The 14,092-nt window shown below is 64.4% G+C and carries 15 protein-coding genes; 10 read left to right on the forward strand and 5 right to left on the reverse strand.

Annotated features, from left to right (window positions below; translation table 11 throughout):
* The 4 genes from HNH97_RS08675 to HNH97_RS08690 form a co-directional block, all read right to left on the reverse strand.
* A partial coding sequence (locus HNH97_RS08675) for a hypothetical protein (RefSeq protein WP_216657584.1) occupies positions 1–218 on the reverse strand: 218 nt, incomplete at its 3' end.
* Positions 219–523: 305 nt separating this feature from the next.
* A complete protein-coding gene (locus HNH97_RS08680) occupies positions 524–1,738 on the reverse strand; it encodes a PBSX family phage terminase large subunit (protein ID WP_171790623.1) in 1,215 nt (404 codons plus the stop codon).
* Positions 1,735–2,013: a hypothetical protein gene (locus HNH97_RS08685; protein ID WP_171790624.1), complete on the reverse strand. Its 279-nt coding sequence runs from the start codon at positions 2,011–2,013 to the stop codon at positions 1,735–1,737. The genes HNH97_RS08680 and HNH97_RS08685 overlap by 4 nt, the downstream gene beginning before the upstream one ends.
* A gap of 217 nt (positions 2,014–2,230) precedes the next feature.
* Entirely contained in the window at positions 2,231–2,443 is a 213-nt protein-coding gene (locus tag HNH97_RS08690; RefSeq protein WP_146220689.1) for a hypothetical protein, read from the reverse strand.
* A 474-nt stretch (positions 2,444–2,917) separates the two neighbouring features.
* On the opposite strand from HNH97_RS08690, the gene HNH97_RS08695 reads away from it, so the two are divergent.
* The gene (locus HNH97_RS08695) at positions 2,918–3,487 is read left to right on the forward strand and encodes a TetR/AcrR family transcriptional regulator (protein WP_171790625.1); all 570 of its coding nucleotides are present in this window, start codon (positions 2,918–2,920) and stop codon (positions 3,485–3,487) included.
* A gap of 92 nt (positions 3,488–3,579) precedes the next feature.
* Here the strand turns inward: HNH97_RS08695 and HNH97_RS08700 are convergent, their stop codons facing one another.
* Positions 3,580–3,873, reverse strand: coding sequence for a hypothetical protein (locus HNH97_RS08700; RefSeq protein WP_171790626.1), 294 nt, complete (start codon positions 3,871–3,873; stop codon positions 3,580–3,582).
* Positions 3,874–4,157: 284 nt separating this feature from the next.
* On the opposite strand from HNH97_RS08700, the gene HNH97_RS08705 reads away from it, so the two are divergent.
* The 9 genes from HNH97_RS08705 (at position 4,158) to HNH97_RS08745 (ending at position 14,077) form a co-directional block, all read left to right on the forward strand.
* The gene (locus tag HNH97_RS08705; protein WP_216657585.1) at positions 4,158–4,508 is read left to right on the forward strand and encodes a helix-turn-helix domain-containing protein; all 351 of its coding nucleotides are present in this window, start codon (positions 4,158–4,160) and stop codon (positions 4,506–4,508) included.
* On the forward strand, positions 4,505–5,347 hold the full coding sequence (locus HNH97_RS08710; protein ID WP_171790627.1) for a DUF1376 domain-containing protein: 843 nt from the start codon (positions 4,505–4,507) through the stop codon (positions 5,345–5,347). Before HNH97_RS08705 ends, HNH97_RS08710 begins: the two co-directional genes overlap by 4 nt.
* A gap of 12 nt (positions 5,348–5,359) precedes the next feature.
* A complete protein-coding gene (locus HNH97_RS08715; protein ID WP_146220688.1) occupies positions 5,360–5,860 on the forward strand; it encodes a hypothetical protein in 501 nt (166 codons plus the stop codon).
* A 172-nt stretch (positions 5,861–6,032) separates the two neighbouring features.
* The gene (locus HNH97_RS08720) at positions 6,033–6,536 is read left to right on the forward strand and encodes a hypothetical protein (protein WP_171790628.1); all 504 of its coding nucleotides are present in this window, start codon (positions 6,033–6,035) and stop codon (positions 6,534–6,536) included.
* Between the two features lie 449 nt (positions 6,537–6,985).
* Complete coding sequence (locus HNH97_RS08725) at positions 6,986–8,020, forward strand: DUF1176 domain-containing protein (RefSeq protein ID WP_171790629.1); 1,035 nt, start codon at positions 6,986–6,988, stop codon at positions 8,018–8,020.
* A gap of 251 nt (positions 8,021–8,271) precedes the next feature.
* Positions 8,272–10,617: a TonB-dependent receptor gene (locus tag HNH97_RS08730; RefSeq protein ID WP_216657586.1), complete on the forward strand. Its 2,346-nt coding sequence runs from the start codon at positions 8,272–8,274 to the stop codon at positions 10,615–10,617.
* A gap of 1 nt (position 10,618) precedes the next feature.
* A complete protein-coding gene (locus HNH97_RS08735) occupies positions 10,619–12,091 on the forward strand; it encodes a POT-type proton-dependent oligopeptide transporter (RefSeq protein ID WP_216657587.1) in 1,473 nt (490 codons plus the stop codon).
* A gap of 165 nt (positions 12,092–12,256) precedes the next feature.
* The gene (locus HNH97_RS08740) at positions 12,257–12,874 is read left to right on the forward strand and encodes a hypothetical protein (protein WP_171790630.1); all 618 of its coding nucleotides are present in this window, start codon (positions 12,257–12,259) and stop codon (positions 12,872–12,874) included.
* Positions 12,875–13,297: 423 nt separating this feature from the next.
* Positions 13,298–14,077, forward strand: coding sequence for an acetoin reductase (locus HNH97_RS08745; RefSeq protein ID WP_110913552.1), 780 nt, complete (start codon positions 13,298–13,300; stop codon positions 14,075–14,077).
* Positions 14,078–14,092: the final 15 nt, after the last annotated feature.

Consider the following 14,092-nt stretch of genomic DNA (forward strand, 5'->3'; position numbering starts at 1 on the left):
GCCCAGTCATGCACCCCCGACAGCGCCCGGTCCATCGCCAGCGCCCCCACCCCGCGCACCCCCGGCGGCGGGACATAGGGCCGCAGCCCGTCCCGCGCATCGGGCGGCAGGGCAGACGCCGCACGGCCAAAGCGCGGCATGGCGTCCGCACGCGGCACGACACGCGGTTCACGCCGCACGCGGGGCGGCGTGGGCGCGCGGTGGAACCAGTGTTTCATCGTGTTTTTTCCTGAACGTGTGGAGGCGTCGGCGTGTGCAACACCCGGGCGCTGCCCGGACCCGGCAGGGAGCGCGCTCCCTGCACCCTGATTCATTAAAAGTCATGGTTTCCAAAGGGCAATGCCCTTTGGTGGGGGTTCGGGGGCAAAGCCCCTGAGGACAGTCTCAACGTGCACCATCCGGGCGCTGCCCGGACCCGGCAGGGATCGCGATCCCTGCACCCTGATTCGTTAAAAGTCCTGGTTTCCAAAGGGCAATGCCCTTTGGTGGGGGTCTCGGGGGCAACGCCCCTGAGGGACAGCGTTCAGATCCCCCGCAACGCCGCCGCCGTAAAGGCCGGCATGCGCCGACGGTTGCGGATCACGCCATCCAGCGCATAACGCAGGGCATCAATCCCGTGGTCCCACCCATCGGCCAGCACCGGCAGCACGTCCCCCGTCAGGCGGTCCACGCGCCACGAATACATCCGCAGTTCCCGGGCGATGTTCTCACAACGCGGATGGACGCGGATGCGGCGGAACGCACGCAGGCGGGCGATGCCATCCTGCACCGATCCGGGCCATTTCGCCGCCGCCGTGATGCGAAAGCCAAAGCGCGTGGCAAGGTAGCTGATCGTTTCCGGCCGCGACGCATCGGCGCGCACGGGCCAGTCGCGCGATCCCGGCACCCGGTCGAACAGGGTGGCGAGTTCGTCCATCTCCACCCCCGTCGCAAACACCTCGTGGTCAACATGCACGATGTCATCGGCAATGAAACACCGCACCATCACCGTCGGATCACGCGCAAAGCCCCAGTCCACGCCAAAATACAGCCGCGCGTCGGGCAGGGTGGTGAATTCTGCCACCTCCACATGCCCGCCAAAGACCACCGCATCGCTGCGGGTCCGGCACTCGCCCTCCCACACATGGTCATAGGCGTCCGGGTCGTGGCGCAGCATGCGGCGGCGTTCGGCGTCCAGTTCGGGGGGAAACCACGGGTTGTCGCGCCATCCCACCCGGCGCACGATCGCGTCCGGATCATCGCGCAGGGCACACATCATCTGGTGCATCGGCGCGTCCTCGCGCTCCGGGTTGTAGGTGAACCAGATTTCCGAACCCGGCGCGCGGATGGTCGGCAGAAGGATGTCGAGGCTCGCACGGCTCAGCGTCTGGGCTTCCTCCACCCAGCACAGGTCCACCTTCTCCGTCGATTTGATGGCCTCCACATTGCGGCCCAGTCCACGAAACAGGATTTCCGAACCGCAGGTCGTGGTCATCAGGTTTTCACGGATGCGAAACCACGGCCCCAGGCCCAGCGCCGCAATCTGGTCCGACAGAAGGCGACGCACCGAATCGGCCATCGAACTGTGATATTCCCGACAGCACAGGATGCGCATCGGCCGGGCGGCAGCCATGGCGACGATCACCCGCGCCACCGTCCAGCTTTTGCCGCTGCCGCGCCCGCCATACAGGATCTTGTACCGCGCGGGACGCAGCAGGCCGGCGCAGGCGGGCGGGATTTCGACACGCATCACCGTCATGCCTGCGTGTCCTGCCCCGCCGCCGGGGCGGGCCGCAGCAGTGCTGGCGCAATCAGCAGCGTCGGCGCACCCGGCGCGGGCGGGGTGTCGGCGCTGCTGGCGGCGACCTTGCCCCAGCCCCGGTCGAGCATCTCCTTCAGCGCGGCAAGGCGTGTCGCCTCGCTCGACGCATTGCACGCAAGATCCAGCAGCGCCGCCACCACCACGTCGCGATGGCCGCGCAGCACCGCCTCAAGCGCATGCTGGGGGGATGCGCCGTCGCCGTGATCGGGCATGGGCGGTCCTCCGTCATAACTTTATCCGATGAAAATACCGGCGTTTGCGGGAACCGCCCCCTTTTTACGAAAGCGGTGTCCCGGATACATCCTGGCATGTGGCTGGTGCCTCAAGGTCGCGGGCGCACCCTTGACCGAGTAAGCGCAATATGTCGCGAAACCTGACATCCCTCAAGCAAAAAACGAAACCGCGCCCCGGCACGCCGACAGACCGAAGTCAGTCCCACTGTATCGCGGCGGCTTCGTGGATGATGACCCATTTCTGAAATTCGTTGATGGTTTCATAAATAATGCCATCGTCGGGTTTCTGCGTGTCGGTCACGAACCCGACCCGCCCGATGGAACATTCCAGTACGATCCGTTTTTCCCGGCCCCGGAACAGGGGGGTCCAGATCTGTCCGCCACAAACATGGAAATGATGATGCTTCATGATCAGCATATCTCCCGCACTCGCCTGAAAATGGATTGCATCCATATGGATAAATAAAGGTTAACGCGCGACAATAATCTAGGAATTTCGCCGGATTTTCGTCGAATATTCACGGCCGGACCTGTCCGCCATACAAAACAGCCATGGCAGGCATACGTGGTTTTCAATATGAACGTTGATCATATTCCGGCTCCTGAAGACCGGGATGCATAAAAATTTTGATGCATTTCGTTTCTACTTTTATAGATACATCCAGAATATCAGTTTTTACATCGCAATACTGAACTTTGTACAAAAACGATCCATATTCGTTTCGTTTGTGCCTGGCAACACAAATGTCGTTCAAATCCGCATCCCGTTCCCCTGCCCGTCACGTGACGCACATGTGCAACGCAATGGGGGTCTGTTCCGTTGGGGCTGCACTTATTGTAACCTGCGCGGGCGAGACTGACGCCAGAACGGACAAGGACACCCATGAGCAGCCCCCTTCCCGATCATGCCGAAACCGTTGCCCGGATTGGGGAACTGTTCCGCACCCACGGATATGCCGGCACGTCACTGTCGCAGATCACGCAGGCCACCGGCAAGGGCAAGGGAAGCCTGTACCATTTCTTTCCCGGCGGAAAGCAGGACATGGCCGAACAGGTCCTGGCCCAGGTCGAAGGCTGGTTCAGCGCCAACGTGTTCACCGTGCTGGACACCGCCGCGCCGGATGACGCGATCGCGCGCATGTTCGCCGCCGTGACGCAGTGGTACCGCGCGGGACGGCGCGGCAGCCTGTTTGCCGCCTTCACGCAGGAGGCCGCGACCCGTGCCCTGTTCGCCCGCCGGATCGAGGTGTTCTTCCGCCGCTGGGTCGTGGCATTGCGCAACATGCTGCGCCGCGCGGGCGTGACCGGGGGGCAGGCGACCTACCTAGCCGAAGACACCATCGCCGCCATCCATGGCGCCCTGATGCTGGCGCAGGGGCTGGACACGCCGCGCCTGTTCACCCGCATGATGGACCGCGCGCAGGAGACGCTTTACAACGCGCTGCCGCAATAGGGGATTTCGGGAAGGGCCGGTGGGCCTTTTCCACAGATTCTGGGGAAGGATTCACGCACAATCCTGTGGATAACGGGTAAGTACCCCCTGAATCACGGGAGGTCATCCCCACACAGCCGCCGGTCCCGCGCGGCGTCGGCGGCATCGGCGGCGCGGTTTTCCGCCGCGTCATGCGCGCGGTCCGCGGCCTCCTGCCCCACCCGCGCCAGCGCCGTGCGCAGGGTATCGCACTCATCCTCCAGATAGCCCAGCAGGTCCGCCCCGTCATACGTCCCGTCAAAGCGCGTGGCCGACAGTTCCGCCCGGATCTGCCCCAGTCGCACCAGACGCGCCCGCAACTGCGCCTCATACCGCATCGCCCACGCCTCCACTTCCCCAAACCGCATGACCGTGCCCTCCTGATGTCTGGTCCGAGGCATGATTGTGCGATTTTTATGCACAAAGGCACAAGGGGGAAGGTTATCGGCGCACGCCACACCCGGGCTCTGCCCGGACCCGGCAGGGAGCGCGCTCCCTGCACCCTGATTCGTTTAAAAGTCATGGTTTCCAAAGGGCAATGCCCTTTGGTGGGGGTTCGGGGGCAAAGCCCCTGAGGACACGGGCCGCCACCGTGCAAAAATTTCGCTTGCCTTCCGTGCGCATTTGTCGCACACCAATCTGTATGAAAAAAATGCACACACAGCCGGACCGAGATCCGGCCCCCTGCATCCGGGCGGCGTCACCGCGTCCGGGTGCGGGCCGCCGCACGCGCCCGCCGCGCATTGACTGGTCCCGCCTGGACCCGGAGGTCGCGCGCCTGCGGGCAGGCGGCCTGAGCAACCGGGAGACGGCGCGCCGCCTGAACCTGAACGTCAAGACGATGGAGACACGGTTGCGGCACCTGCGCCTGCACCGGGCGGGCACGCATGCGACCCTGCGCGCGGACGAGGTCCGGCGCACCTGCCTGAACTGTGACGCGCCGTTCATTGCGGACGGGCGTTTCCTGCGCCTGTGCCCGACCTGCCGGACGATGTTTGGATGAACGGCGAAACCGATATCCCCACCAATGCCCCGGCCCCGCTGTCGCCGCCGGAATGTGACCTGCGCGGGTATGACTTCATGCCCCTGTTCGGGCATCGCCTGTTCTGCGGGCGGCTTTATACCCAGTGTACCGATGCGGAATTCCGCGCGGCCCTGCGCCTGTGGTGGGCGGCGTGGAACCAGGTCCCGGCCGGCAGCCTGCCGCGCGATGACCGTGCGCTGGCGACGCTGGCGGATTTCGGGCGCGACCTGCGGGCGTGGCGGCGGGTGCGGGGGCGGGCGCTGGACGGGTTTGTCGCCTGTTCGGACGGGCGGCTGTACCATCCGTTACTGGCGCGGGAGGCCGTGCGCGCCCATGTCGGCCGCCTCCGGGCGCAGCGCCGCCGCAATGACGATGCCGAACGCCTGCGCCGCTGGCGTGATGCGCGCGCCGATGCCCCCGACACACACGACAACATGCCCGGCGACACGCCCGCGAAACGCGTTTCATCCGGCGTGGACAGCAACAGTCAGAGTGACAGTGACCCCACCGCCGCGCGCCCCGCGGCGCGTCCGCCGGGGGCCGGCGCGCGGGATGTGGCGGGGATGATCGCACGCACGGGCGACCTGACCGGGCGCGGGACGCGGCAGGCGCGCGCACTGGTGGGGCAATGGATGAAGATGGCGGGGGATGACGCGGCGTTGCTGGACGGGGTGCTGCATGATGCGCAGGCCCTGCGCCCGGCGGACCCGGTGGCGTGGGTCCGTGCCTCCCTGCACCAGCGCACCGGCGGCGATGGCACGGCGCGCGCCACGCACCTTGCGGCGTGGGACGCGATCCCGAACCTGCGGGGGATCTGAATGATGCACGACATGACCACCGCGCATGCGCACATCCCCGCCACCGTGCCCGACGGGTGCGCGTGGCGTCCGGCGACGGGCGATGTCGGCGGACTGGTGGCGGCCCTGCGCGCGGGGATCGCCATCCTGCCGCGCGACCTGACGCCCACGCGCCTGCACGCCCTGCGCACGCAGATGGCCCACGCCGACATCGCCGCCCGCCCCGCCCCGCCGGTGGTCATTGCCGCGTGGCTGAAGAAACTTGCCCCACTGGTCAGCAACCCGCCGCCATCCGCACTGGTGGTCGGACAGACCGCCGCGATTGCCGAGGTCTGCGCCGACATCCCCCTGGGCGCATGGACGCCCGCCACCCGCATGGCCTGGTGCCGGCAGCCACCCCGCAACGGATACCCCACCGGCGCACGCTGGCCCGCGCCCGGCGAACTGCACGCCCTGCTGTACCCAACGGCACAACGCATCCGCACGGAGCAGCATTACCTGCGGCGGTTGCTGGCATTGGGGGAGCGGGCGTGAAGGGTGCCTCAGGGGCTTTGCCCCCGAACCCCCACCAAAGGGCATTGCCCTTTGGAAACCATGACTTTTAACGAATCAGGGTGCAGGGATCGTGATCCCTGCCGGGTCCGGAGCAAGCCGCCCGGATTCCTCAACATCCTTACAACATAACCCGTTTTCAGGAATCCCCCACATGCCCCGTCTTCACTCCCCCACCTCCCCACGTCCCGACATGGGCGCACCCGGCCCGGCTGCGCGGGCGCGGGAGGTCGTGTCCGACATGGTCGTCACCACGCCACACACCCCGGCGCAGGCAGTGCGGCGAGTGCGGTGCGAATGTATGCTTGACCGGCTGTTTTACCGCGCCAACAGCGCCATCGATCCCGCACAGTATCGCGCGGGCCTGCGCTTTCGCGGGTTGTGGGCGCGCGCGGCGCGGCAGACGCCCCTGACGCAGTCCTATCGCCCCACCACGGGGGCCACGCGCGGCCCGGCGGGCGGGCATGACCCGGTGACGTGGGCGGTGCTGGAACTGAACGAGGCCCTGTCGTGCCTGAGCGCAGCGCAGCGCCGCGCCGTCATCGCCACATGCGGCATGGACGAACCCGTCGGCCTGCGCACGCGCACGCTGCGCGCGGGACTGAATGCGCTGGACACGTTCTGGCGCAGGGCCGCGCATGCAACCCCAGACGCATGAATGGCCCCCCGCTTCGTCAAACGTCATGGTTTCCAAAGGGCAATGCCCTTTGGTGGGGGTGTCGGGGGCAAAGCCCCTGAGGCCGTGCCGTATGGGGAATTTCCGTGGTGAGACAGGAAACCCGTCAGGTGACGTTGCACGTGACTGCCGATGCCTGCGAAAGGCAGGAAATCAGGAACAATCCGGCGCATGACATCGCGACCGGAAAGGGCACCAGACCCCCGCCAAGTGTCCATGACAGGGCGGGGATAGGGATGCGGTGCGCAGTCGCGCGGAAATGGAACTGGCCGTCATGGCATGGAAAAGCCGCAACCCCCGTCCCGTTTCGGCCAAATAATGGTCTTTACAGGGCAATACCCATTAACGGGGTTTCAGGGGCGTTGCCCCGGAGGCACAAGACACCGTCATACTCGCCTGTTATGCGCCATACCAGAAAAGGTCGGAGACGTATGTCTCCGGCAATGCAGATGGGGTGCGCACGGGCGGCGGCGCCATCCTGTGCCACCCATGGCGCATGGTCCGTCGCATGCGACAACACGCTGTCGCGCGATGCGCGCGGCTTTGACGAGGACAGCAACACCGGCGCGGAGGTCGTCTTCACCCGCGCGGCATGCCCGGCGGCGCGGGGCACGGTGACGCTATACGCGCCCGCGCCCCTTGCCCGCACGGCGGTCCGCGTGGATGACCGGACGCTCGTGCTGCCGGATGGGGCATGGGTGTATGCGGGGGATGGCGCATCCCTGACGACCGACCGGCCTGCCGCCGTCGCCGCCTTTGTCGATGCCCTGCGCCATGGCGTGGCCCTGCATGTCGGGGCGGACGCTGGCCCGGTGCCGCTGGACGGGATGGTCGCGGCGCTGTCCGGTATTGACGACCGGCAGGGCCGCGCGGGGGGCCGGACCGCATTGGTACAACGCGGCCCCCGTCGCGCCAGCGCCGTCCCTGCCGCGCCTGCGCCCGCCGTCCTGCCCGCCGCGCCCACGGTGACGCTTTCCCGGGTGGAGCAGCACCGCCTGATGGCGCGGGCACGCAGGACGCAAGCGCGCTTCATCCGCGCGCAGCACTGCGCCCCGCCCGGCGACAGGATGCGGCGATTCCTGAAAAATGGTGTCCATGGGCTGGATGATCGCAACGCCCTTGTCATCATGGGGTGCGAGATGGGGCCGTATCAGGGCAGTTCGCTGCTGTTCGTGGCGTCGCGCACGCCGGACGGACCGGTACAGCCCGCGCGGCTGCCGGTGCCGGTGCTGGATCCGGGCGATAGCGGCGATCAAGGGCCCGTCCTGACCAACCCGGACCTTGACCCCGCCACGGGCACGCTGGACACTGTGCAGATGGGGCGGGCGCTGAATGACTGCGGCATGCAGGCGGCGTGGCGCTGGGACCATACGCATTTCATGCTGGCCCGCATGACCCTGCAACGCCCCTGCGGCGGCAGTGCGCCGCGCGGCGACTGGCCCGTCCTCTACCGCTCCGTCATGTGAGGGGGCGTCGCATACGCGGCCCCTGTTGCCAAGAATTACCGATTTCCAAAGGGCCATGCCTTTCGGCAAGGGGACGGCGGTTAAATCCCTGAGATACCTGCAACATTCCCGGGCAGGGAATGCGGTCCCTATTTCACTATTTTTATGGTTTTAATTATCGTATGTGAAAAATATTACATGTTGACACGATATTTTAGCGCATATAGAAGCCGATTAATACGAACGGTATTAGTTTATATCGGGTTCAACACATGAAAGCGTTTAGTCTATTTCTGTTCTCGACGGTGGCCGTATGGACTGGACGCTCCTATGGGGCAGACGTCGCAACCGCGCACCGCACCGCCAGCGGGAACAGGGTGCGCCACCATGATGGGCAGCACCTGCCGCATCCAGGTGCCGCGCCAAGCGTGGAATCCATCGCGGTATCGGGAAGCCGGCATGTCTCCCACGGGCCTGAGCAGTTCGTCAGCCGCGAGGTCATGGACCGTTTTGTGCCGGGAACAAGTCCGCTTCAGGTCCTTGCCGCGACCACGCCGGGCGTAAGCTTTGGCTCGGACGATCCTTTTGGCCTGGATGGGGTCGCCAACACATTGTACCTGCGCGGGTTTACGCAGTCACAGATCGGCGCAACGCTGGATGGCATTCCCCTGGGCGATCAGGGTTTCATGCAATATAACGGCCTGGACATCAACGAAGCCGCGATACAGGACAACATTTCATCAATCGGCGTATCGCAGGGGGCCGGGGCCGTTAATGTTGCATCGGCGCAGAACCTGGGCGGCGTGATCCGCTATTTCACGTCCGACCCTGCGGACAAGGCAGGTGGAAACCTGTCACAGACATTCGGCAGCAACATGACATTCCGCACATCTGGCAGTGTCGATAGTGGCGCCCTGAATGCGACGGGCACGAAATTCCGCGCCAGTTTCGCCCGCACCGACAACGACAAGTGGAAGGGCTATGGCGACCAACTGGAATACCAGGCGAACTTCAAGCTCGTCCAGCCGATCCAGGATCGCGGCAAGATCAGCGCCATCTTCAACTGGTCGCAGTTCGACCAGTACAATTACATGAATTACAGCCTGAACATGCTGAAGAAATTCGGTGCGACGGGTTCCGACTTCCTGACGCCGAATTATGCTGCGGCCTATGAATCCGCGCTGGGCAACTACCCGTCCGATATCGCCGCGCTGGGCAATGCAACGGATGAATCCAACGCCACGCAATATGACGGCGCGCAGATCCAGCGCAATTACCTGTCCGCCATCACCAGCCAGTTGACACTGGCGCCGAACCTTGAAGAAAACACTGTCCTGTACGCCCATCTTTCCAGTGGCGATTATGAGGCCAGCCCGACATTCCCGTCCCCGACTGGCGCACCGTTTTCCCAACTCGTCAGCCACCAGGGCATCCGCAGGATCGGATTTACGCAGTCCTTTCGCTATACCATCGCCAGAAATCACATTGATACAGGCGTGTGGTATGAAAACAACTCCTACTGGTTCCCGGCCGAACTCTACAGCCAGCCAGCCCTCGGGCAGGGGACGCCGCGCAATGCGCTGGGGCCTTTCCTCAATCCCTATGCGACGTGGTTTTCGGATTCCTTCAATACCAATACGTTCCAGTTCCACCTGCAAGATACCTACGACATCCTGCCCAACCTCCAGATCAGTGCGGGTTTCCGGTCGTTGATCGCCACGACGCATGGTGGCGCCGTTTATAACAACCAGTCCCTGACGGGGCAGTCCGAACTCCCCCGTGGCAGCCTGACGGCAGCCAGCGCCTTTCTGCCGCATGTTGCGCTGGATTATCATTTCCTTGCGCATCATGAATTCTATATCGACATCGCGGAAAACATGCGCGCCTATACTTACAACCCGTTCCTGATGGCGGACGGCGCATGGTCCGTCGAAAACCAGTCCGAATTCCAGTCCGTCAAGACCCGGATACGCCCGGAACGCACATGGACCTACCTGGGTGGATATCGTTATAATGGCGAAAGGATTTCCGCGCAGGCCGACGCCTACCACGTCGATTATTACAACCGGCTGGAAAATATCACGACCGGAACCCCGACCGACCCCATCAGTTCCTTCGTCAACACGGGCAAGGAGACGATGACCGGCGTGGACGCAACCCTGACGCTACGCCCGGTCCGGGGGCTCGAGTTCTTCAACAGCATGAGCTACGCCAGGGAACAATATGGCGGTGGCGTCGAATATGAAGGCACCTATTATAACCTCAAGGGGAAAAAGCAGGTCGGATACCCAAGCTGGATGTACAAGACCAGCCTGTCCTACACCTACCATCAGGCCCGTGTGGGCTTCAACGCGACTTATACCGGTTCGCGCCCGCTTTCCTATGTCAATGACACCCATGTCGCGCCATACTGGCTGGCCGGGGTGTCGGCGTCCTATAATTTCGGATCGATCGGGTTCATGAAAAATTTCGGTGTTAATTTCAACATCTACAATCTTTTCAACACCACCTATGTCGGCGGCATGGGCCTGTTCGGCTACCCGATGTCCGGCGACTCGCCCACGCTGTTCATAGGCGCGCCCCGGCAGTTCTTCGGATCCGTGCACGCGTCATTCTGACATGACCGCGAACACACACGACAGGGGCGCGCCCGCCGCACCCGCGCGGCGGTCCGGGCTGGGGGTGGCGCTGTTCCTGGAGGCGACCGAGCGGTTCAGTTTCTACGGCATGCTCAGCATCCTTCTGGTCTACCTGCTGGATGTGCGGGGGCTTGCCGCGCCGCGGGCCAACCTGTTCGTCGGCAGTTTCAATGCGCTGGCGCTGGTCAGCACGCTTCTGGGCAGCCGCCTGGGGGGTGTGGTGCTGGGCCCGGCGCGGACCGTCCTTTATGGCTGCGCGATCCAGTTCATGGCGCTGGTGCTGCTTGGCCTTTCGGTCATGTGGCCCGTGCTGTTCCTGCCGGCGGCGGCGGCCGTCGCGGTGACGAACGGCCTGACACGGACGAACATGGCCGTACTGATCCTGCGCCACGCGGGCGGGGGGCGATCCGCCGACGGGCTTGCGACCCTGTACACCTTTGCCGTGAACCTTGGGGCGATGTTTTCATTCCTCCTCGTGCCATGGATCGGCAGGCGCCATGGCTATGCGCTGGCGTTCGGGGCCTGTGCCGCGGGGCTGTTCATGGGGGCTGCGGCCGCGCTGCTGAACCGGCGGGCACTGGCGGGCGGGGCGTCCGGCGGCACGGCGCGGGCCGTCCCCCGGGCGGTGGCGGAAACCGGCCTGGCCATCGTGTCCTACTGGGTTGTGCTGAACTTCCCGGCGGGGGGGCACTGGATCTTCTGGCTTGTCACGTCGGCCATTCCCGTGTTCTGGGCATGGGCATGGCGCAACGCCACCCCGGCGGAACGCCCGGGCATCGCGATCTGCCTGATCCTGGTTGCGGAGGCGATGTTCTATGGCATGTTCGACGAACAGACGACATCGACCTTCGTCCTTTATGCGCTGCATGACCTGAACCGGCAGTTCAGCGTGGCGGGGGTGACACTGTTCGAACTTGACGCACCGCAGATCGTCGCCATCAATGCCGGGCTGACCATGCTGCTCGGTCCGGTGTTCGTCGTGCTCTACCGCCTTGTGGATGCGAGGTTCGGCACGGTTGCGCTTTCGGTCAAATATGTCTGCGGTTCGGTCTTCATCGTCATCGGCTTCCTGGTCCTGTGCCTTGATACGGCGGGCGGGGCGCCGGGACTGCGCGCACCGTGGGGGATGTTCGGGGCCTATGCCGCGCTGTCGGTCGCGGGGCTTATCATGAACGGCCTTGGCCTGTCGGTCGTCACGACCTACCTGCCGGCGCGCATGCGCACCATGTCCGTGGCCGTCTATTACATCTCGACGGGCCTTGCGATGTATGGCGGCAGCGTGCTGGCGAACGCGATGGGCATTGGCCGCCTGCATGCCGCCACCCCGATCCCCGAAAGCCTGTCCACGTTCCATGCCCTGTTCCGGGGTTTCACGCTGCTGGCCGCCTGTGGCGCGGGCGGGATCGTCCTGCTGCTGCCGGTGTTGCGGAGGCTGGAAAGACGCGCAGGGTAGACCGGCACGGTGTTGTGGGGTAACATTTCGACGAACAAGAGCGGCAATTACTTTCTGGTTGCGCACGATACAGGCAGGAACAGCCGGCATTTTCTTGCGCGCCAGCCTGGTAAAACGCCCTCCCTGTTCCGGACCCATGCCGCATCGGAATGACGAGCCTACACCATGTTATTGATACTCAGCGTGCTGGTCGGCATTTATTCAATCCACCTGATCGACACGGGAAGCCATGTGACAGGTGGCCTGCTGCTCATCACGGATATCCTCTGTGTCATGTGGGGAATTCCCGTGGCAAGAAGCGATCCCCGGACGCAGGCACAGGCCGATGACACGCAGGACCAGGTGCCCGCGCCGCATCAGGATGCAGAACGGCCCGGCCCGCATGAAATCCCTCTGGTCACGCCGCACATGACGGCCGATGCCTGCGAAAGGCAGGAAATCGAAAGCAGCCTGGCGACAGACACCCCTCCGGCGGGATCGACGGCTTCGGCCATGAAGATGCTTCGTACGCTGGTGGATGATGTCGCGACCGGAAAGGGCACCAGACCCCCGCCCAGTGTCTATGACAGGGCGGCGGAAGCCGGGACCATGACCGTCCACAACGTCCTGGCGCGCATTGCGCAGGATGGCGGGAATGTCGAGGAAGCGCGCAGCCACGCGGAAAACATATTCTGTTCCGGATTCAACCAGTATCTGGACGAAGAAAACGTGGACAGCCAGTCGCAAGAAAGCCGCGCGGAAATGGAACTGGCCGTCATGGCATGGAAAAGCCGCAACCCCTGATCCTTTGGTGGGGGTTCGGGGGCAAAGCCCCTGAAATGGTTGGCACACGCACCATCCGGGCTCTGCCCGGACCCGGCAGGGATCACGATCCCTGCACCCTGATTCATTTAAAAGTCATGGTTTCCAAAGGGCAATGCCCTTTGGTGGGGGTCTCGGGGGCAAAGCCCCTGAGGATACAGGCGCACGCCACACCCGGGCGGCTTGCTCCGGACCCGGCAGGGATCGCGCTCCCTGCACCCTGATCCGTTTAAAAGTCGTGGTTTCCAAAGGGCAATGCCCTTTGGTGGGGGTCTCGGGGGCAACGCCCCTGAGGGGCTGCATCACAAATAACGGAAGACACAGGCTTTTCCCCCGCACGCTGCGTTAGTGCCTGCGCCGTGGTGCATCCTGCACCGCCGGGACAGAAAAGAAAGAACATCGTTCATGTCTCTTGTTGGGAAAGTGGCAGTCGTGACGGGTGCGGCACAGGGCATCGGGCGTGGCATTGCGCTGCGTCTGGCGCGGGAGGGCGCGGATGTGGCGCTGGTGGATATGAACGCCGACCGCCTGGCGCAGGTGCGGGGCGAGATCACGGCGCTGGGCCGCCGGGCCATTGCGCTGACGGCGGACATCAGCGTGCGCGAACAGGTCTTTGCCATCGTCACGCAGGCGATGGAGCAGTTGGGCGATGTTGACGTCATGGTCAACAATGCGGGCGTGGCGCAGGTCAAGGCGCTTTTGGATGTGACGCCCGACGACATGGGCCGCATCTTCCGCATCAACGTGGATGGCACGCTGTGGGGGATTCAGGCCGCGGCGGAGGCGTTCAGGAAACAGGGGCACAAGGGCAAGATCATCAATGCCTGTTCGATTGCCGGGCATGATGGCTATGCCCTGCTGGGTGTCTATAGCGCGACGAAGTTCGCGGTGCGCGGCCTGACGCAGGCGGCGGCGAAGGAACTTGCGCCCTATGGCATCACGGTCAACGCCTACTGCCCCGGCGTGGTGGGCACGGACATGTGGGTGGAAATCGACCGCCGCATGGCCGAGGAAACCGGCGCGCCCATCGGTGCGACCTACAAGAAATATGTGGAGGGCATCACGCTGGGCCGGGCGGAAACGCCCGACGACGTCGCGGGCTTTGTCGCGTGGCTGGCGGGGCCGGATTCCGATTACATGACGGGGCAGTCGGTGCTGATCGACGGTGGGCTGGTGTTCCGCTGACGCCTGCGCGGCCAC

Source organism: Gluconacetobacter entanii, assembly GCF_013155425.1.
Taxonomy (GTDB): domain Bacteria; phylum Pseudomonadota; class Alphaproteobacteria; order Acetobacterales; family Acetobacteraceae; genus Novacetimonas; species Novacetimonas entanii.